At 52.5% G+C, this 17,458-nt stretch carries 17 protein-coding genes, 1 tRNA gene and 3 rRNA genes; 4 read left to right on the plus strand and 17 right to left on the minus strand.

The features are described 5' to 3' along the window. The 4 genes from BN2591_RS06280 to rrf (BN2591_RS06295) form a co-directional block, all read left to right on the plus strand. Positions 1 to 80: ribosomal RNA gene (locus BN2591_RS06280) — 23S ribosomal RNA — on the plus strand; the annotation flags it as partial. 97 nt (positions 81 to 177) lie between these two features. Beyond that, positions 178 to 293, plus strand: a 5S ribosomal RNA gene (gene rrf, locus BN2591_RS06285). Positions 294 to 307: 14 nt separating this feature from the next. Continuing rightward, positions 308 to 383 (plus strand) — tRNA-Thr (locus BN2591_RS06290). A gap of 39 nt (positions 384 to 422) precedes the next feature. Continuing rightward, a 5S ribosomal RNA gene (rrf, locus tag BN2591_RS06295) occupies positions 423 to 538 on the plus strand. Positions 539 to 1,027: 489 nt separating this feature from the next. Here the strand turns inward: rrf (BN2591_RS06295) and BN2591_RS06300 are convergent. The 17 genes from BN2591_RS06300 to msrP form a co-directional block, all read right to left on the minus strand. Next, positions 1,028 to 1,786: an amino acid ABC transporter ATP-binding protein gene (locus BN2591_RS06300; RefSeq protein WP_086869996.1), complete on the minus strand. Its 759-nt coding sequence runs from the start codon at positions 1,784 to 1,786 to the stop codon at positions 1,028 to 1,030. 8 nt (positions 1,787 to 1,794) lie between these two features. Continuing rightward, on the minus strand, positions 1,795 to 2,898 hold the full coding sequence (locus BN2591_RS06305; protein WP_086869999.1) for an amino acid ABC transporter permease: 1,104 nt from the start codon (positions 2,896 to 2,898) through the stop codon (positions 1,795 to 1,797). 9 nt (positions 2,899 to 2,907) lie between these two features. Next, complete coding sequence (locus BN2591_RS06310) at positions 2,908 to 4,089, minus strand: amino acid ABC transporter permease (protein WP_086870001.1); 1,182 nt, start codon at positions 4,087 to 4,089, stop codon at positions 2,908 to 2,910. A 72-nt stretch (positions 4,090 to 4,161) separates the two neighbouring features. Further along, positions 4,162 to 5,187 (minus strand): amino acid ABC transporter substrate-binding protein, encoded by a 1,026-nt coding sequence (locus BN2591_RS06315; RefSeq protein ID WP_020455478.1) that lies wholly within the window; start codon positions 5,185 to 5,187, stop codon positions 4,162 to 4,164. Between the two features lie 500 nt (positions 5,188 to 5,687). Further along, positions 5,688 to 5,909 carry a lipoprotein gene (locus tag BN2591_RS06320; protein ID WP_017457276.1) on the minus strand — a complete coding sequence of 74 codons (222 nt, stop codon included), beginning with the start codon at positions 5,907 to 5,909 and terminating at the stop codon, positions 5,688 to 5,690. Between the two features lie 328 nt (positions 5,910 to 6,237). After that, entirely contained in the window at positions 6,238 to 8,316 is a 2,079-nt protein-coding gene (locus tag BN2591_RS06325) for a putative bifunctional diguanylate cyclase/phosphodiesterase (protein WP_086870003.1), read from the minus strand. A 165-nt stretch (positions 8,317 to 8,481) separates the two neighbouring features. After that, on the minus strand, positions 8,482 to 8,643 hold the full coding sequence (locus BN2591_RS06330) for a DUF2556 family protein (protein ID WP_017457278.1): 162 nt from the start codon (positions 8,641 to 8,643) through the stop codon (positions 8,482 to 8,484). Positions 8,644 to 8,805: 162 nt separating this feature from the next. After that, positions 8,806 to 9,102, minus strand: a complete 297-nt coding sequence (fis, locus tag BN2591_RS06335) for a DNA-binding transcriptional regulator Fis (protein ID WP_000462905.1) — start codon at positions 9,100 to 9,102, stop codon at positions 8,806 to 8,808. 25 nt (positions 9,103 to 9,127) lie between these two features. Next, positions 9,128 to 10,093, minus strand: coding sequence for a tRNA dihydrouridine synthase DusB (dusB, locus tag BN2591_RS06340; RefSeq protein WP_044489505.1), 966 nt, complete (start codon positions 10,091 to 10,093; stop codon positions 9,128 to 9,130). A gap of 369 nt (positions 10,094 to 10,462) precedes the next feature. Continuing rightward, the gene (prmA, locus tag BN2591_RS06345; protein ID WP_086870005.1) at positions 10,463 to 11,344 is read right to left on the minus strand and encodes a 50S ribosomal protein L11 methyltransferase; all 882 of its coding nucleotides are present in this window, start codon (positions 11,342 to 11,344) and stop codon (positions 10,463 to 10,465) included. A gap of 11 nt (positions 11,345 to 11,355) precedes the next feature. Continuing rightward, positions 11,356 to 12,807 (minus strand): sodium/pantothenate symporter, encoded by a 1,452-nt coding sequence (gene panF / locus BN2591_RS06350; protein ID WP_086870007.1) that lies wholly within the window; start codon positions 12,805 to 12,807, stop codon positions 11,356 to 11,358. Next, a complete protein-coding gene (locus tag BN2591_RS06355) occupies positions 12,797 to 13,039 on the minus strand; it encodes a YhdT family protein (RefSeq protein ID WP_017457282.1) in 243 nt (80 codons plus the stop codon). Before BN2591_RS06355 ends, panF begins: the two co-directional genes overlap by 11 nt. 108 nt (positions 13,040 to 13,147) lie before the next feature. After that, on the minus strand, positions 13,148 to 14,497 hold the full coding sequence (gene accC, locus BN2591_RS06360; RefSeq protein WP_086870009.1) for an acetyl-CoA carboxylase biotin carboxylase subunit: 1,350 nt from the start codon (positions 14,495 to 14,497) through the stop codon (positions 13,148 to 13,150). An 11-nt stretch (positions 14,498 to 14,508) separates the two neighbouring features. After that, entirely contained in the window at positions 14,509 to 14,979 is a 471-nt protein-coding gene (gene accB, locus BN2591_RS06365) for an acetyl-CoA carboxylase biotin carboxyl carrier protein (RefSeq protein ID WP_017457284.1), read from the minus strand. A gap of 21 nt (positions 14,980 to 15,000) precedes the next feature. Next, on the minus strand, positions 15,001 to 15,453 hold the full coding sequence (aroQ, locus tag BN2591_RS06370) for a type II 3-dehydroquinate dehydratase (protein ID WP_086870011.1): 453 nt from the start codon (positions 15,451 to 15,453) through the stop codon (positions 15,001 to 15,003). A 235-nt stretch (positions 15,454 to 15,688) separates the two neighbouring features. After that, positions 15,689 to 16,288 carry a protein-methionine-sulfoxide reductase heme-binding subunit MsrQ gene (msrQ, locus tag BN2591_RS06375; protein WP_086870013.1) on the minus strand — a complete coding sequence of 200 codons (600 nt, stop codon included), beginning with the start codon at positions 16,286 to 16,288 and terminating at the stop codon, positions 15,689 to 15,691. After that, positions 16,289 to 17,290 carry a protein-methionine-sulfoxide reductase catalytic subunit MsrP gene (msrP, locus tag BN2591_RS06380; protein ID WP_086870016.1) on the minus strand — a complete coding sequence of 334 codons (1,002 nt, stop codon included), beginning with the start codon at positions 17,288 to 17,290 and terminating at the stop codon, positions 16,289 to 16,291. Between the last annotated feature and the right edge of the window lie 168 nt (positions 17,291 to 17,458).

Raw genomic sequence — 17,458 nt, forward strand, 5'->3', positions numbered from 1 at the left:
GACGACGTTGATAGGCCGGGTGTGTAAGCGCAGCGATGCGTTGAGCTAACCGGTACTAATGAACCGTGAGGCTTAACCTTACAACGCCGAAGGTGTTTTGGCGTGAGAGACAGAAAAGATTTTCAGCGTGATACAGATTAGGTCAGAGTGTGAGAACGTTCTGACAGACAGAATTTGCCTGGCGGCACTAGCGCGGTGGTCCCACCTGACCCCATGCCGAACTCAGAAGTGAAACGCCGTAGCGCCGATGGTAGTGTGGGGTCTCCCCATGCGAGAGTAGGGAACTGCCAGGCATCAAATTTAGTGTGCTGATATGGCTCAGTTGGTAGAGCGCACCCTTGGTAAGGGTGAGGTCCCCAGTTCGACTCTGGGTATCAGCACCAGTTATAACGGTTAAAGTTCGGCATTTAGAAAAGAATTTGCCTGGCGGCACTAGCGCGGTGGTCCCACCTGACCCCATGCCGAACTCAGAAGTGAAACGCCGTAGCGCCGATGGTAGTGTGGGGTCTCCCCATGCGAGAGTAGGGAACTGCCAGGCATCAAATAAAGCAAAAGGCCCAGTCTTTCGACTGGGCCTTTTGCTTTTCTACTGCAACATCAAGCTTGATGGTCGCACCGCAGTCATTTGCCTCTATAGCCAATAGCCTTTGAGCATGGACAGGGTTAAGTACCACAGCCCTTGAGAGCTAGTGAGTCTTTCTTCTTCAACAGCCAGACATCAAACACACTAAGTCTGAAGTGAAACGCGTCGTGCCGATAATAGTGTGAGGTCTCCCCCGCGATAGCCGGGAACGTCGAGCAAATAAGCAAGTACATAAGAAGCAAAGAACCACATGCATGCAAGGCAGTAATATTTGGCGTGTCCCTGAATTCTTAAAAATCGAACCCGGTCAGCTCAGTGAGATAGGCAGCCAAAGCAATAAGGCCAGCCCCCAACTTTTTGTTAAGCATGCTTGCACGAGGAGGTTTTACGTGGGCAATAAAAAAGGCCACTCGTATGAATGGCCTGTAAGAAATCATATAGAGATCAATGGATAACCTGCGACAAAAACGCACGAGTACGTTCTGATTTCGGATTCGCAAAGAACTCTTCCGGTGGTGCCTGTTCAACGATTTCACCCCGATCCATAAAGATCACGCGATCGGCAACGGTGCGCGCAAAACCCATTTCGTGGGTGACACACAACATCGTCATGCCGGATTGCGCTAGCCCAATCATGGTATCCAGCACCTCTTTTACCATCTCCGGATCCAGCGCTGAAGTTGGTTCATCAAACAGCATGATTTTAGGTTTCATACATAATGAACGGGCAATCGCTACACGTTGCTGCTGGCCACCGGAAATCTGCCCCGGAAACTTATGTGCATGCTCGGCAATGCGCACACGCTCAAGATAATGCATCGCCAGCGCTTCAGCCTCTTTCCGGGGCATTTTGCGTACCCAAATCGGCGCCAGCGTACAATTTTGCAGGACGGTCAGATGCGGGAATAGATTAAAGTGCTGAAACACCATTCCCACTTCCTGGCGGATCTTTTCGATATTGCGGATATCTTCATTTAACTCTATACCGTCAACGACAATGCGCCCTTGTTGATGCTCTTCGAGGTGGTTGATACAGCGGATCGTTGTCGACTTTCCAGAGCCGGACGGGCCACAAAGCACAATGCGCTCGCCCTGTTTCACATTGAGGTTAATATCTTTCAGTACATGGAACTGACCGTACCATTTATTCACATTTTCGAGCGTAATCATCGCGTCGCCAGATTGCATAGTTGTATTACTCATGAGGATCCTCAGTGCGGTGTACGCCCGGTGTTAAAGCGCTTCTCCAGATACTGGCTATAGCGCGACATGCTAAAACAGAAAACCCAATAAACTAAGGCAGCAAAAACATAGCCTTCGGTGGACATCCCAAGCCATGCAGGATCGACCGTGGCTTGCTGTACGCTGCTGAACAGATCAAACAAGCCGATGATGATCACCAGACTCGTATCTTTGAACAGAGCAATGATGGTGTTCACAAGCCCCGGGATCACCAGCTTCAGCGCCTGCGGTAAAATTACCAGCCCTTGTGTTTTCCAGTATCCCAGCGCCAGAGACTCCGCCGCTTCATATTGCCCCTTCGGCAGTGCTTGTAAGCCACCACGCACCACTTCCGCCACGTAAGCGGACTGAAACAAGATCACACCGACCAGCGCACGGATCAGCTTATCAATACTGGTTCCTTCCGACATAAACAGCGGCAGCATCACTGAGGACATAAACAGCACGGTGATTAAGGGAACGCCGCGCCAGAACTCAATGAAAATGACCGATAACACGCGAACCACCGGCATTTTCGAACGGCGTCCAAGCGCCAGCAGAATCCCCAATGGTAATGCGCCAGCAATACCCACAGAGGCGATGATCAATGTCAGGGTCAAACCGCCCCACTGGCGGGTTTCAACCCGTTCCAGCCCCAGGAAGCCGCCAAATAACAACCACCACACAACAAGCGGATAAATAACCGCCCAGCACGCGATGTAGCGCCCGCGACGCGGCAGCGCCTTCCAGAACATCGGCGCGATAGAGATCAGGCCAACAAGTAGCGCCACATTAATGCGCCAGCGTTGATCATGCGGGTAGAGGCCATACATAAACTGGCCAAAACGCTCGTGGATAAACACCCAGCACGCACCTGCTTTCGTACAATCGGCGCGCGTCGAACCAAACCAGTTCGCCTGAAACAGCGCCCAGTCCAGCAAAGGGGGAATCAACTCCCACATTAACCACAGACACAGAAGCGTCAGCAGCGAGTTAGACCAACTGGAGAACAGATTTTTTCGTACCCACACTATCGCGCCATTGCTTCCTGCGGGTGTCTGGCGCGTGGAGGGAGACAGAATGGCTTTTGTCATCAAGGTTCCTTAGCGCTCAATCAGGGCAATACGGCGGTTATAGATGTTCATCAGCAACGAAATCGACAGGCTGATGAGCAAGTAAACCGACATGGTAATAGCGATAGTTTCAATCGCCTGACCGGTCTGATTCAGCACCGTGCCGGCAAACAGCGACACCATATCCGGATAACCAATTGCCGCGGCAAGCGAGGAGTTTTTGGCGATATTCAGATACTGGCTGGTCAGCGGAGGGATAATCACGCGCAGCGCCTGCGGAATAATCACCTGCCGCAGCGTTACCGGATTAGGCAATCCGAGAGAACGTGCAGCTTCATGCTGCCCATAGGGCACTGACTGAATACCTGAACGAATAATCTCGGCGATAAACGCAGAGGTGTAGACCGACAGCGCAATGGTGAGCGCGGCGAGTTCCGGGATCAGCACCATACCGCCCTGGAAGTTGAAGCCGCGCAGTTGCGGAACATCCCAGTGCAGCGCTGCGCCAAACACCCAGTGCGCGATCAGCGGCAGCAGAATAATCAATCCCAGCGCGGCAGGCCATGTGCGGCGTAACTGACCGGTTTTGATTTGATGCATTTTATTAAAGCGAAACAGACCAATGGAGATAGCCACTGCCACGATTATCGCGCCCACGAACGCCAGCATGCCCTCGCCCATTTGCGGGGAGGGAATATACAAGCCGCGGTTGCTCAGAAATACCAGTTCCATTGCGTTGACCGCCTGGCGCGGGCCGGGTAGGTTACGCAGCACCGCGAAATACCAGAAAAAGATCTGCAACAGCGGCGGGATATTACGGAACGTTTCGATATAAATGGTCGATAGCTTCCGCAGTAGCCAGTTTTCTGACAGACGAGCGAGTCCAAGAAAAAAACCGAGGAATGAGGCGAACACAATACACAGCGCTGAAACCAGCAGCGTATTAAGTAAACCTACAAGAAATACACGGCCATAGGTGTCACCTTGTTCATAATCAATAAGATGCTGAACAATACCAAAACCAGCGGCGCGATCCAGAAAGGCAAAACCGGAAGTGATGCCGCGGTTATTCAGGTTAGTAACGGTGTTGTGTATCAAATAAATTGCGACAACGACCACGGCGACAATCGCAAGGATTTGAAACAGCCAGGCACGAACCGCAGGGTTAGAAAGGGAAATAGCACCTTTCACGGTTGGGCGGCGATGGGACATAGGAAAACCTCAGTAACCATGACTCTGGGCTGGGCGCCACGCAAGCGTAGCGCCCGTTACAGCACTTACGTATTAGCGCACTGGCGGAGCGTACTGGATACCGCCGTTATTCCAGAGGTTGTTCTGGCCGCGTTTGATTTTCAGCGGGCTTTCAGAACCGACGTTACGTTCAAAGATTTCTGAATAGTTACCGACTTTCTTAATGATGTTGTAAGCCCACTTGTTATCCAGCTTCAGGTCTTTACCGAAGTCGCCTTCTTTACCTAACAGGTGTGCCATATCCGGCGTTGCTGGGTTAGCGGCTTTCTCATCAACGTTTTTCGAGTTAACACCCATCTCTTCTGCGTTCAGCATGGCGAACAGCGTCCAGCGAACAATCGAGAACCAGTCATCATCACCACGGCGAACCACCGGCCCCAGCGGCTCTTTCGAGATCACTTCCGGCAATACGATCCACTCTGCCGGGTTGCTCAGTTTGATACGCAATGCATACAGCTGAGACTGGTCGGAAGCGAGCGTATCGCAACGGCCTGATTCCAGCGCTTTCGCGGATTCATCGGAACGGTCGAAGGTCACCGGCGTATATTTCATTTTGTTGGATTTAAAGTAATCCGCTACGTTCAGCTCAGTATCGGTGCCCGCCTGAATACAAACGGTTGCGCCATCCAGCTCTTTAGCGCTTTTCAGGCCTGCTTTGTTGTGGGTCAGGAAGCCGATACCGTCGTAATAGGTTACGCCAGTGAATGACAGGCCCATGCCGCCATCGCGGGAAGAGGTCCAGGTGGTATTACGGGAGAGCATATCCACTTCGCCAGATTGCAGAGCGGTGAAACGCTCTTTGGCAGTCAGCGGGGTATATTTAACTTTCGTGTCGTCACCGAATACGGCAGCGGCAACGCCGCGGCAAACATCCACGTCGATACCGGTGAATTTACCGCTCGCGTCCGCGTAGGAAAAGCCAGGCAGACCGTCGCTGATACCGCATTGTACGAAACCTTTCTTTTTAACGGCATCCAGCGTTGCGCCTGCATGTGCCTGATTTGCGACAGCAAACAGTACACCGGCAGCGGCCAGGCTGGCGATCATCATCTTTTTCATAATGCATCCTGTGTGGCGAAAATTTATCGTTATATAAGGCGTTCGGGAAACGCCTGAACCTGTCTGTGGCAATGGCCATACTCTTTAAAGCAAAGGTAGTGCCAGTTTTGCGCGTGGCGTTATTTGGCTACCGTAGGCGCAATATTGAGAGTGTAGACAGGAAAAAATAAAACCATTGCCCCGTCATGGTGCAAAAATACAACCTGCGCCACAAAACAGAGCAAAAAGAGCATGCAATAAGAGGGCATTAACAGATAAGTTTCCTGCGTGAATATAAGCAATATATTGATTGGCATCGCTTTGTGAAATGGGTCACGCAAAAAAAGAGAAAAAACGGTGCGAGTGATAACCCGTCGGTTTAAATGAAACAAAGTGCGTGTTTGCTTTTTTATTTCTGCCTGTTAATGGGGCTGAAAATTTACTTATGCAAAATTAACTGCACCTAAATAAAGCAAAAGCGCGGCAAACCGCGCTTTTTATAACTATTTGGCTATTTAATACTATTTAGTCAGCGCTACGATACCGAGCGTCAGACCGGCAATCGCCGCTGCGCCGCCAGCAATGGCTCCGGCTGTTTCCCAGTTATCCTGTGTTGTGCCTTTCATACAGGTATTGGTATGTACCAGACGACCTTGATCATCATATACCGGTACACAAGGAGAATCGTGGGCACAGCCAGCCAGAAACGTCGCCAGTAATGCCACGGAAATGAATTTTTTCATAATATTACCTCGAAATAATCACGATTCCCGATATCAATAATTGCGATACCTGTCCAGAACCGATAAATCATATTTTACCATTCGCCGGTGAAAATTCCCCGGTGCAATAATCTCAAATTATGTTCTTTGTAAAAATCATGAAGAGAAAACCGTGTTGCGGGTTAAATAGTGCAGAAAAGATGAAGAGTGAAATAAAAAAATCGGTGCAATGCGTAAGCGCTTGATTAAATAGAGATGGCACATAACTTTATTTTTATAAGAATAATCTAGTTTGCTGACCGGGTAAAACAAAAGCGCCTGCAGGCGCTTTATTTAAATGGATCCCACTTCAGGAAAGCGTCTCGGGCGGAGGAAGTTTATTTCCGTAAGAAGTAATGGATTCCGCACTCACCGGTTTACCTAATAAATACCCCTGCAGCGTATTACAGCCCAGCTCGGTAAGAAATTTTTGTTGTTCTTCTGTTTCCACACCTTCCGCGACAACTTTTAAATTCAGCGTCCTGGCTAATGCCACGATGGCGGAGACGATAGTGGCATCTTCGCCTTCCCGGCTTAACTCACGAACAAACGCGCGATCAATCTTTAATTCGCAGGCCGGAAGGCGTTTCAGATACAGCAGGCTGGAGTAGCCTGTACCAAAGTCATCGATTGAGGCTTGAACGCCCGCATCCGTCAGCGCCGTTAACACGCGCACGCTCTCATCCGGGTTGCTCATTGCTGTGGTTTCAGTTACTTCGAGGATTAACTTTTGCGGCGGCACGCCATGCTTTTTCAGCGCCTCCATAATCGTTTCCACCAGGGTGCTCTGCTCAAACTGCAGGGTGGAAAGGTTCACCGCCACTGACCAGTCAGGGAGCCCCATTTTGCGCCATTCGCCAAGCTGACGGCAGGCTTCATCCACTACCCAGTTACCCAGTGGCACAATCAGGCCGGTTTTCTCTGCCAGTGGCAAAAAAACATCCGGTGTGAGTACACCCTGGTAGGGGTGATGCCAGCGCAACAGCGCCTCAAGGCCGATAACCGGCCCCGCAGGGGCTTTAAATTTGGGCTGGTAAACCAGCCGGAACTCCTGGCGCTCCAGTGCCATCCAAAGATCGTTGAGCAGTTGCAATTGCGTTTGCGCCAGCGTGTTCATCGATGGCTGGAAAAAGTGGTAACCGTTACGGCCCATATGTTTGGTGTGATACATCGCCGCATCGGCGTTGAACATCAATTCCCGTTCGTTCTTGCCATCATGCGGATAAAGCGCAATACCGACGCTCAGCGTCACCATCACGTCATAGGGATCGATAGTGAAGGGCTTATCAATCACGCGTACCAACGAACTGGCAAGCGTTGCCGCTTCATCTGGTGCACTGACTTCAGCCAGCAGAACAAACTCGTCACCACCAATGCGCGCCAGCGTATATTGCCCTGTTAATTTTTGTGTCAGGCGATCGGTCACCGCGACCAGCAATTTATCGCCGACATCATGGCCCCAGGCATCGTTAACGGTTTTGAAACCATCGAGATCCATAAACATCAGCGCGAAGAAAGAGCCTTCGCGTTTCGCTTTGTTGATGGCCTGCTCAAGGCGGTCTTCCAGCAACACACGGTTAGGCAGACGCGTTAAGGTATCGTGCAACGCCAGCCGCGCCAGTTCGCGGTTCGCGGCCGCCAGTGACGTTGCCAGTAGCGAGGTTCGCGCTTGCAGACGCGCATCGAACATCGACACCAGTAGCGTAATGCCCAGCACCGAGAAGGCCATCATGCCGACCAATACGGCTAACCAGTTATTGTTAAAACCGTTATGCCCCATGGCATGTTGAGGAGGGATTTGAGCCGCCATCATGCCGGTGTAATGCATACCCGCAATAGCGATGCCCATCAAAATCGCCGCACCAAAACGCATCAGCGCAACCTGGGCGGCGTCATGACGTAAATGGAAGGTGAGCCACAGGGCGGCGAAAGAGGCGACTAGCGCGATTGCTAAAGATAAAGCGACCCAATGCAGATTCCAGATGATGGCCGGCGAGACCTGAAGCGCCGCCATGCCGGTATAGTGCATCGCCGCAATGCCCAGACCCATGACAATTGCGCCCGGGATCAGGCGGCGCAGATGCAGATGAGGGGCGCTCACCAGCCACAGCGCGAACAATGAAGCGCCAATCGCGATAGCCATTGAGAGGGCAGTGAGAATCGGTTCGTAGCGCATGTTCATAGACATGTTCATCGCCAGCATGCCGATAAAGTGCATCGCCCAGATGCCTATCCCCATTGCTACGCCGCCGCCGCTAAGCCAGACCCATGACGATCCCTGGCTGCTGGTGGAAACACGGCCAGCCATATTCAGGGCGGTATAAGAGGCCAAAATGGCTACGATAAAAGAAACAACAACAAGGATATAGTCGTATTGGCTATCCAGCATGGTGTCATCAACTCATTCACTAAGGGCGTTACGCATTACTACGATCGGACTGGCGAAAAGGGCTGAGACATTAGCATCGTATGGGGATGGCTCAAAATGATTTAAATCCCTGCTTTAATCAGGGTGATGGCTGCATTTTCGCGAATTTTCGCTACAAGCAATCACTTACAGATTATTACAGTTAACCAGTTTGAGCGGATTTACGGAGTTCATATTGCGGCACTTATCGATCTCGGTGGTCATATACTCAATCCAGTACATGATTAAGCTATCCAGCATGAGGATCGACAGGGCGAAAGCCACCAGCCACCAATACTTGCGAAACATTCCGTATCTCCCTTTCTTGCAACCATTTGTTGAAATATACACGAATCCGTAACCCCGGAATGACAGGGAAAGCGGGGTTTTTAGCGCTATTTCAGACAATAAAAAAGGCGCTTTCCCATGCCGGTTAGCGCCTTTTTATCAATACAACTCACTGATTAAAAATCAGTTCATGCCGTATTTTTTCAGTTTTTTACGCAGCGTACCGCGGTTGATGCCCATCATCAGCGCCGCGCGGGTCTGATTACCACGGGTGTATTGCATCACCATGTCCAACAGTGGCTGTTCTACTTCAGCCAGTACCAGCTCATACAGATCATTAACATCCTGACCATTCAGTTGAGCAAAATAGTTCTTCAGTGCCTGTTTTACCGAGTCACGGAGCGGTTTTTGGGTTACCTGATCCTGAGAGTTAACGGTAGAAACGGTCAGTACGTCAGAATTTACGCGTTGTTCGAACATAGTTCTGTCAGCTCTTTATTTCTGTTTACGCAAAATTTTCGAAGTATGCCTCCAACGCCTCCAGCTGTTCGCTGGCATTCTCAATGGCGTTGAATGTGCGCCGAAACTGGTCATTCGGAGCGTGCTCCTGGAGATACCAGGAGACGTGTTTACGTGCGATTCGGTAACCTTTCGCCTGACCGTAAAAGTCATGCAGTTCCCGAACGTGCGCGCAAAGCAAGCGCTTAACCTCTGCCAAAGGCAGCGGGGCCAGCAGCTCCCCAGTGTCCAGATAATGCTGGATTTCCCGGAAGATCCAGGGTCTTCCCTGAGCTGCGCGGCCTATCATCAGGGCATCCGCCCCTGTATAGTCGAGCACAGCTCTGGCTTTAAGCGGGTCAGTAATGTCGCCATTCGCGATAACCGGAATGGAAACTTTCTGCTTAACTGCCCGAATACTGTCGTACTCAGCGTCTCCGTTGAACAAACAGGCGCGGGTGCGTCCATGAATGGTCAGAGCCTGAATACCACACTCTTCAGCCAGTTGGGCAATTTCTACGCAGTTACGGTGTTCTGGAGCCCAACCCGTGCGAATCTTCAGAGTGACAGGAACATCCACTGCATTAACTACCGAGGTCAGGATCGACTTCACCAGATCCGGGTATTGCAGCAGGGCGGAACCTGCAAGCTTGCGATTCACTTTTTTAGCCGGGCAACCCATATTGATATCAATAATTTGGGCGCCGCTTTCCACGTTAATACGTGCGGCTTCCGCCATTTCATCCGGGTCGCTGCCGGCAATTTGCACGGTGCGAATACCGGGTTCATCAATGTGCACCATCCGCAGTCGGGACTTGTCGCTTTCCCACACTTGCGGGTTAGAAGACATCATCTCGGATACGGTTAAACCGGCTCCCATCTCGTAGCACAACGTCCGGAATGGTCTGTCGGTAATGCCAGCCATGGGCGCTGCGATCAGGCGATTTCTGAGCTGGTGGTGTCCGATGCGCATGAGTTAAGAAATGACCATACTGTGACTGCAAGGCGGCGTATATTACGCATTTTTTGCACGAGATGAAAGGCCAAACTTTGAGCAATCCTCTGTTGTAGATCAAGGAATAGCCAGTCCACCAGAGCAATAAACCTATTAAATCATGTTTTTCATAGGGTTATGTAAAAGATAAAAATTTCACATAACGCATAAATTCGCACAAGTTATCGTTTTTTCATCGGTGATAAGCGGCTGAACTGCTGTTTTTTCAGACAAAAAAGACGGTTTTTGCGAAGCTACTCGCAATTTTTTGATCGACCTTCTGGCTGCTTTTTTCGACAGTTCAGCACGCGGGCTCCGCGAAACGTGGCCCGCAGGCCGCGTTCCGTTTTACCTTTTCTGTCCCGTAATACGGCACCACTCTTCTTTCTCGACCACCGGGTCAAGAGTAAAGAGTTCGGCATAGGCTTCGCATACGCTCTCTGCCTGGCTGGCAAGGATACCAGAGAGCCCCAGTAAACCGCCCTCGACGGGCAATACGCTGATTAACGGCGCCAGTTCACGCAACGGGCCAGCCAGAATATTAGCGACCACCACATCGGCTTTCATCGCGTCTGGCTGGTCTTTCGGCAAGTACAACTCAAGACGTTCGGAAACACCGTTGCGCTCGGCGTTATCACGGCTGGCCTGAATGGCTTGCGGATCAATATCAATCCCGATCGCTTTCGCCGCACCCAGTTTCAGCGCGGCGATCGCAAGGATCCCGGAGCCGCAGCCAAAATCGATCACCGTTTTGCCGACAAGATCCAGACTATCGAGCCATTGCAGGCACAGCGAGGTGGTGGGGTGCGTGCCAGTGCCGAAGGCCAGACCCGGATCGAGCATCACATTTACCGCATTCGCATCCGGCACGTCACGCCAGCTCGGGCAGATCCACAGGCGTTCGCCAAAGCGCATCGGGTGGAAGTTATCCATCCATTCGCGCTCCCAGTCTTTATCTTCCAGTTGCTCAATTTTGTGGGCGAAACCTTCGCCGAGCAGCGGGTGAAGCGCGAGTTGGGCAACAACGTCCGCCATCTCGGTTTCCGCGTCGAACAGGCCGATAACGTCGGTATCGCCCCACAGACGGGTTTCACCCGGCAGCGGTTCAAACACGGGCGTGTCGTGCGTGTCCTGGAAGGTAATGGACACCGCGCCCGCTTCCATCAGAGCATCGCTCAGATCTTCCGCATTCGCGCCGGTGGTGTTCAGTTTCAGTTGGATCCAAGGCATGGCATAACTCTTTATTCATTAACAGAAATAGTCGGGGCCTGCGGCGCGGGTTGACCGAAACGGTTCCCGACAACGAAGGCCAGCAAACTTAACAGCAGCGAGGGCACAATCGGATGGAAGCCCAGGTACTGAATATTAAAGGTGGCGAGCACGGCATACAGCGCGCCGCCAACAATCATGGCGCTGAGCGCGCCGGCGGAGTTGGCGCGATCCCAGTAAAGACCCAGCACCAACGGCCACAGGAATACCGCCTCCAGCCCGCCAAACGCCAGCAGGTTCAGCCAGATGATCATCTCTGGCGGACGCCATGCGGCCAGCATCATCAAAATGCCGAGCACCAGCGTGGTGACGGTGGAAATGCGTTTTAAGCGTGGCTCATGACGAATTTTAGTCGGCTGCGCGCTTAACCACAGATCTTTGATGATCGTTGCGGAAGCCTGCAGCAGATGCGCGTTGACGTTGGACATGATCGCGGCCATAGGTGCGGCGAGGAACAACCCTGCGGCCCACGGCGGCAGCACTTCGACCATCAGCGTGGGAATGACCTGATCCGGCACCGACAGATTCGGCAGCACAGCACGACCCAGCGCGCCCGCCAGGTGCATTCCCAGCATCAACAGTGCGATGACGATGGTGCCGATAATGATCCCCCGGTGCACCGACTTGCTGTCTTTATACGAAATACAGCGCACAGCGGTATGCGGCAGACCGATAACGCCAAAACAGACCAGTACCCAAAACGAGGTCATAAACGCCGGGGAGAGAATATCGCTCGCGCCGTGCGGACTCACCAGTTTCGGATCGATATGCTGCAAGGTGTCAACGGCGTTATGTAAACCGCCCGCCGCATGGATCACGCCGACCAGCAACACCAGCGTACCGATCAGCATCACCAGACCTTGCATCGTGTCGTTCAACACACTGGCGCGAAAACCGCCAAACGCTGTGTACAGCGCAATGGTAATGCCGAAGATCAGCAGGCCAGATTCGTATTTGATGCCGGCCGCTGTCTCCAGCAGACGCGCGCCGCCGATAAACTGCACGGCAATCGCACCGACAAAGGCCACCAGCAGACTGACGCTGGCAATCCACACCACCGCGCGGCTCTGGTAGCGCGCCATCAGCATGTCGTTGAGGGTAATCGCATTGTAGCGACGCGCCAGAATCGCGAATTTCTTGCCAAGAATGCCCAGCGACAACCAAATGGTAGGAACCTGGATCATCGCCAGCAGTACCCAACCAAGGCCGAATTTGTACGCGGCTCCCGGCCCGCCAATAAACGAACTGGCGCTGACATAAGTGGCGGTCAGCGTCATCGCCAGCACAAATCCGCCCATGGAACGGCTACCGAGGAAATACTCGCTCAGGAAAGTACCGCTGCTACGCTGGCGCATCGCATAGAAAGAGAGGCCGAAGACGACGATCAGGTAGATTATCAGTACGGCGATAATTTCAGTTTGCATCGTTATCCTCCAGAGAGATATCACGGAAGATAAAACGCACCATCGCCCAGCAGAGTAAAACAAACACCAGTGGCGTAAGCAGGCAGGCCAGTTCAAACCAACGCGGCAGCCCGGTGAAGCCCTGCTCTGTACCCGGTAGGTAAGCACACACTAACCAGGCGGCAAGATAAAGAAGGGTCAGCCACAGCGCCCAGCGGGCTTCTTTGTGCGCCTGAACAAAACGGTTGTCCATTTTTGTCCCTTGTAAATGAAGAAAGCGGGGATTGTACCCTATGGGCAAGTTGAGGGGAGAGAAAAACAAAAAAGGCCGGAAGATCCGGCCTTTTGCGCTGATTGCAGATTATTTTTCCTGCAAACCGAGTTTTTTCTCCAGATAGTGGATGTTGGTGCCACCATGCTGGAAGTTCTCGTCGCTCATAATACGCATCTGCAGATCAACGTTGGTTTTGATACCGTCGATAATCAGCTCCTGCAACGCATTCTTCATGCGCGCAATCGCCACATCGCGGCTCTCACCGTAGCAGATAAGCTTGCCAATCATTGAATCGTAATACGGCGGTACAGTGTAACCGGCGTAAATATGCGATTCCCAACGCACACCAAACCCACCAGGAGCATGGAAGCGGGTGATTTTGCCCGGGCTGGGCAGGAAGGTGTTCGGATCTTCGGCGTTAATACGGCATTCCACCGCATGGCCTTTCACCATCACTTCTTCTTGCTTAATGGACAGCGGCTGACCGGCAGCGATACGCAGCTGTTCTTTGATCAGGTCAACGCCGGTAATCATTTCGGTAACCGGGTGTTCAACCTGAATACGGGTGTTCATCTCGATGAAGTAGAACTCGCCGTTTTCGAACAAGAACTCAAACGTACCCGCTCCGCGATAGCCGATGTCGACACAGGCTTTCGCACAACGTTCGCCGATATAGCGACGCAGTTCCGGGGTGATGCCCGGTGCCGGTGCTTCTTCGACCACTTTCTGGTGACGGCGCTGCATGGAGCAGTCGCGCTCTGCCAGATAAATAGCGTTGCCCTGACCATCGGCCAGCACCTGGATCTCGACGTGGCGAGGGTTTTCCAGGTATTTTTCCATGTACACCATGTCGTTGTTGAAAGCGGCTTTCGCTTCCGCACGCGTCATGCTGATGGACTGCGCCAGGTCGGCGTCTTTGCGCACAACGCGCATACCGCGACCGCCGCCGCCGCCGGAGGCTTTGATGATAACCGGGTAACCAATGCGTTTAGCATGGGCGCGGTTGGCATCCATATCGTCGCCCAGCGGGCCGTCAGAACCCGGAACGGTCGGTACGCCTGCTTTCTTCATGGCGGTGATTGCCGACACTTTGTCGCCCATCAGGCGGATGGTGTCAGCTTTCGGGCCGATGAAGATAAAGCCAGAGCGCTCAACCTGCTCAGCGAAGTTGGCATTCTCAGAGAGGAAGCCATAACCAGGGTGAATCGCCACTGCGCCGGTGATTTCGGCGGCGGAGATAATCGCCGGGATATTCAGATAGCTTTTTACTGATGGCGCAGGACCGATACATACGGTCTCGTCAGCCAGCAGTACGTGTTTTAAATCGCGATCCGCAGTCGAGTGCACGGCGACAGTCTTGATGCCCAGTTCTTTACAGGCACGAAGAATACGCAGTGCAATCTCGCCGCGGTTAGCGATAACAATTTTATCCAGCATGTGCGCCTCGTTTACTCGATGACGACCAGCGGCTCGTCAAATTCAACCGGTTGGCCACTTTCAACCAGAATGGCTTTCACCACGCCTGATTTATCGGCTTCGATCTGGTTCATCATTTTCATGGCTTCAACGATGCACAGGGTATCGCCCACGTTAACTTTCTGGCCGATTTCGATAAACGCTTTCGCGTCCGGGCTCGGGGTGCGATAGAAGGTTCCGACCATCGGGGAACGTACGATGTGACCACTGATTTCCGCTGCGGCTGCAGGGGCTTCCGGCGCTGCGGTAGGTGCGACAGCGTTAGACAGGGCTGGCTGCTGTTGCATCATCGGCGCAGCATAAGCCTGCTGCATAACCGGGAAGCCAGCATTCGGCGCGCTGCGGCTGATGCGCACAGACTCTTCGCCTTCAGAAATTTCCAGTTCGGAGATGCCTGATTCTTCAACCAGCTCGATCAGTTTCTTAATCTTACGAATATCCATGAGTGGGTTCCGTACTCTTGTTTAGTGTGATTGTGACAGGCGTTTTACCGCCGTCTGTAAAGCGTATGAATAACCTTCCGCGCCCAGCCCGCAAATAACGCCCTCGGCGATATCTGACAGATACGAGTGGTGGCGGAATGGCTCCCGCGCATGCACGTTGGTGAGGTGGATCTCGATAAACGGGATGCCGACCGCCAGCAGTGCGTCGCGGATAGCAACACTGGTGTGCGTAAACGCGGCCGGATTGATCAGGATAAAGTCCATAATGTCTTTTGCCTGATGAATACGGTCGATGATTGCGTACTCCGCGTTTGACTGAAAATGCGCCAGTTCCACATCAAGCGCTGCCGCTTCGGTGCTCAAACCGTTAACAATCTCGCTAAGCGTAAGCGTGCCGTACTTATCCGGCTCACGGGTGCCAAGCATGTTTAGGTTCGGTCCGTTCAAAACTAATATGTGGAACTTGCCAGCCATTGTGCCGCTATCTCCTGCGATTCTCGGGTAAAAAACAAAATATACCTTCGATTAGCGATTGTCACCTTTTCAGAGGCTAAAAACCCCTGTCAGGAAAACCAAAGTCGCACATTATAACGATTTCGTAGCAATTGGCAGCTAAATACTGGTCTTATCAGGGAAGATTATCAACCACCGCCCGGAATCTGGCGGTGAATGATAGTAGATCTGCGGAGAACTGCACACAATGAGCGTATTAACGCCACCATTGGCGAAACTTCTTATAACGCCACGCTAACAGCCCAATCGCGGCAGCAGCGTACAGGATCGGTTGCGGTGACAAGATTTTCACCGACCAAAGGTAGTGAATCGGCGCGAGGATCGCCACCAGATAGACGAAATTGTGTAATTGTTGCCAGCGTTTGCCCAGCTTGCGCTGCGCCCATTGCGTTGAAGTCAACGCTAATGCCAGCAAAATCAGCCAACTTAGGGCACCCAGCGTTAAATAAGGGCGCGTTACCAACTCTTGTCCTAATAATGAAAGATTATTGATCCCCAGTTCCAGCAAGGTGTAGCTGGTCAAGTGCAGCGTCGCCCAGGCAAAGCACCACAGCCCCAGCAAACGTCGGGTTCTGATCAATAAAGGTTGTTTCGCGTAGCGTGCGAGCGGTGCTATCAGCAAACTGGCGAGCAGGAATTTTAGCGCCATTCTGCCCGTAAAATGCTGGATGTCTTTCGCCGGATCGGCGCTGAAATAGCCCTGGTTCGCCGCCCAGAAAAGCCACAGTAAAGGCAGCAGACCCGCCAGATGCAATGCGACTTTTAACCATGTCACCTGTTTTGCCGTTAAGCGCACTCAGAAATTCTCCCGCAGATCTAACCCGTGATAAAGCGAAGCCACCTCTTCAGCGTAGCCATTAAACAGCAGCGTTGGCTGACGTTTTACATCCAGCGCGCCGCCGGATCCAATAAAACGTTCCGTTGCTTGTGACCAGCGAGGGTGATCGACATGCGGGTTCACATTGGCATAGAAACCATATTCGTCGGGGGCGGCAAGATTCCAGGTGGTCGGCGGCCGTTTACTGGTGAGCTTGATACTGACTATCGATTTGATGCCTTTAAAACCATATTTCCACGGTACAGTCAGGCGGATCGGCGCGCCGTTTTGCGGCGGTAGCGCTTTGCCATACACCCCGACAGTAAGCAGCGTTAGTGGGTGCATCGCTTCATCTATACGCAGCGCTTCAACATACGGGTACTGGAGGCCACCGCCAATAAAGCGATCTTTTTGCCCCGGCATCTGATCCGGTGCGTAAAGGGTCTGGAACGCGACATATTTGGCGTTGCTGGTGGGTTCAACTAGCGCCAGCAGTTTATGCAGCGGGAATCCGATCCACGGCACCACCATGGACCAGGCCTCAACGCAGCGCATCCGGTAGATTCGCTCTTCCAGCGGGAAACGCGAGGTCAGCGCCGCGTGGTCGAGCGTCAACGGTTTCGCCACTTCACCGTCAATGGTCAATGTCCAGGGATCGGTTTTCATTCCCCCGGCGTTGGCGGCAGGATCGGCTTTATCGAGGCCAAATTCATAGAAATTGTTATAGCCGGTGACTTTCTCTTCCGGTGTCAGCGGGAGAGAGGCTTTCCACTGCGCAGGTTGCGTAAAATCGAGCGGTTTTCCCGATGGCGCTTTTGGCCGGTCATGGCCTTTAAACCAGTCCAACAGATCGGCCCGCGCGCCGGGTGCCAGGCTCAATGCCGAGGCGCTAATTCCCAGCATTTTCAGCACCTGGCGGCGCTGTAACATAAAAACGGATTCCGCAGTGACATCGGCTTCGGTTAGTTTTTTCTTCATCACATCCTCCGTTAGTCTCTCGTCAAGCATGGTGTAAGCGCAGCGTGAGCGCGAGCACGAGTGTGTTACCAAACATTGTAAATAGTCAGGTTAAGACATTTTTCAGGCTTATTGATTGTTGGCAAAAAATTTCTGAGGGCTATACTCGCAGGGATGAAACGCAGTGCCAGT

This window comes from Kosakonia pseudosacchari (assembly GCF_900184035.1).
Taxonomy (GTDB): Bacteria; Pseudomonadota; Gammaproteobacteria; order Enterobacterales; family Enterobacteriaceae; genus Kosakonia; species Kosakonia pseudosacchari.

What these genes read in the sequence shown, in the direction of transcription:
- BN2591_RS06325 (WP_086870003.1), bottom strand. Translation starts at nt 8,316, where the DNA reads ATGCTGGATAGCCAATACGACTATATCCTTGTTGTTGTTTCTTTTATC.
- BN2591_RS06355 (WP_017457282.1), bottom strand. Translation starts at nt 13,039, where the DNA reads ATGGACAACCGTTTTGTTCAGGCGCACAAAGAAGCCCGCTGGGCGCTG.
- aroQ (WP_086870011.1), bottom strand. Translation starts at nt 15,453, where the DNA reads ATGGCTGGCAAGTTCCACATATTAGTTTTGAACGGACCGAACCTAAAC.
- panF (WP_086870007.1), bottom strand. Translation starts at nt 12,807, where the DNA reads ATGCAAACTGAAATTATCGCCGTACTGATAATCTACCTGATCGTCGTC.
- dusB (WP_044489505.1), bottom strand. Translation starts at nt 10,093, where the DNA reads ATGCGCATCGGACACCACCAGCTCAGAAATCGCCTGATCGCAGCGCCC.
- accB (WP_017457284.1), bottom strand. Translation starts at nt 14,979, where the DNA reads ATGGATATTCGTAAGATTAAGAAACTGATCGAGCTGGTTGAAGAATCA.
- BN2591_RS06305 (WP_086869999.1), bottom strand. Translation starts at nt 2,898, where the DNA reads ATGACAAAAGCCATTCTGTCTCCCTCCACGCGCCAGACACCCGCAGGA.
- prmA (WP_086870005.1), bottom strand. Translation starts at nt 11,344, where the DNA reads ATGCCTTGGATCCAACTGAAACTGAACACCACCGGCGCGAATGCGGAA.
- BN2591_RS06310 (WP_086870001.1), bottom strand. Translation starts at nt 4,089, where the DNA reads ATGTCCCATCGCCGCCCAACCGTGAAAGGTGCTATTTCCCTTTCTAAC.
- accC (WP_086870009.1), bottom strand. Translation starts at nt 14,497, where the DNA reads ATGCTGGATAAAATTGTTATCGCTAACCGCGGCGAGATTGCACTGCGT.
- BN2591_RS06315 (WP_020455478.1), bottom strand. Translation starts at nt 5,187, where the DNA reads ATGAAAAAGATGATGATCGCCAGCCTGGCCGCTGCCGGTGTACTGTTT.
- fis (WP_000462905.1), bottom strand. Translation starts at nt 9,102, where the DNA reads ATGTTCGAACAACGCGTAAATTCTGACGTACTGACCGTTTCTACCGTT.
- BN2591_RS06330 (WP_017457278.1), bottom strand. Translation starts at nt 8,643, where the DNA reads ATGTTTCGCAAGTATTGGTGGCTGGTGGCTTTCGCCCTGTCGATCCTC.
- BN2591_RS06300 (WP_086869996.1), bottom strand. Translation starts at nt 1,786, where the DNA reads ATGAGTAATACAACTATGCAATCTGGCGACGCGATGATTACGCTCGAA.
- BN2591_RS06320 (WP_017457276.1), bottom strand. Translation starts at nt 5,909, where the DNA reads ATGAAAAAATTCATTTCCGTGGCATTACTGGCGACGTTTCTGGCTGGC.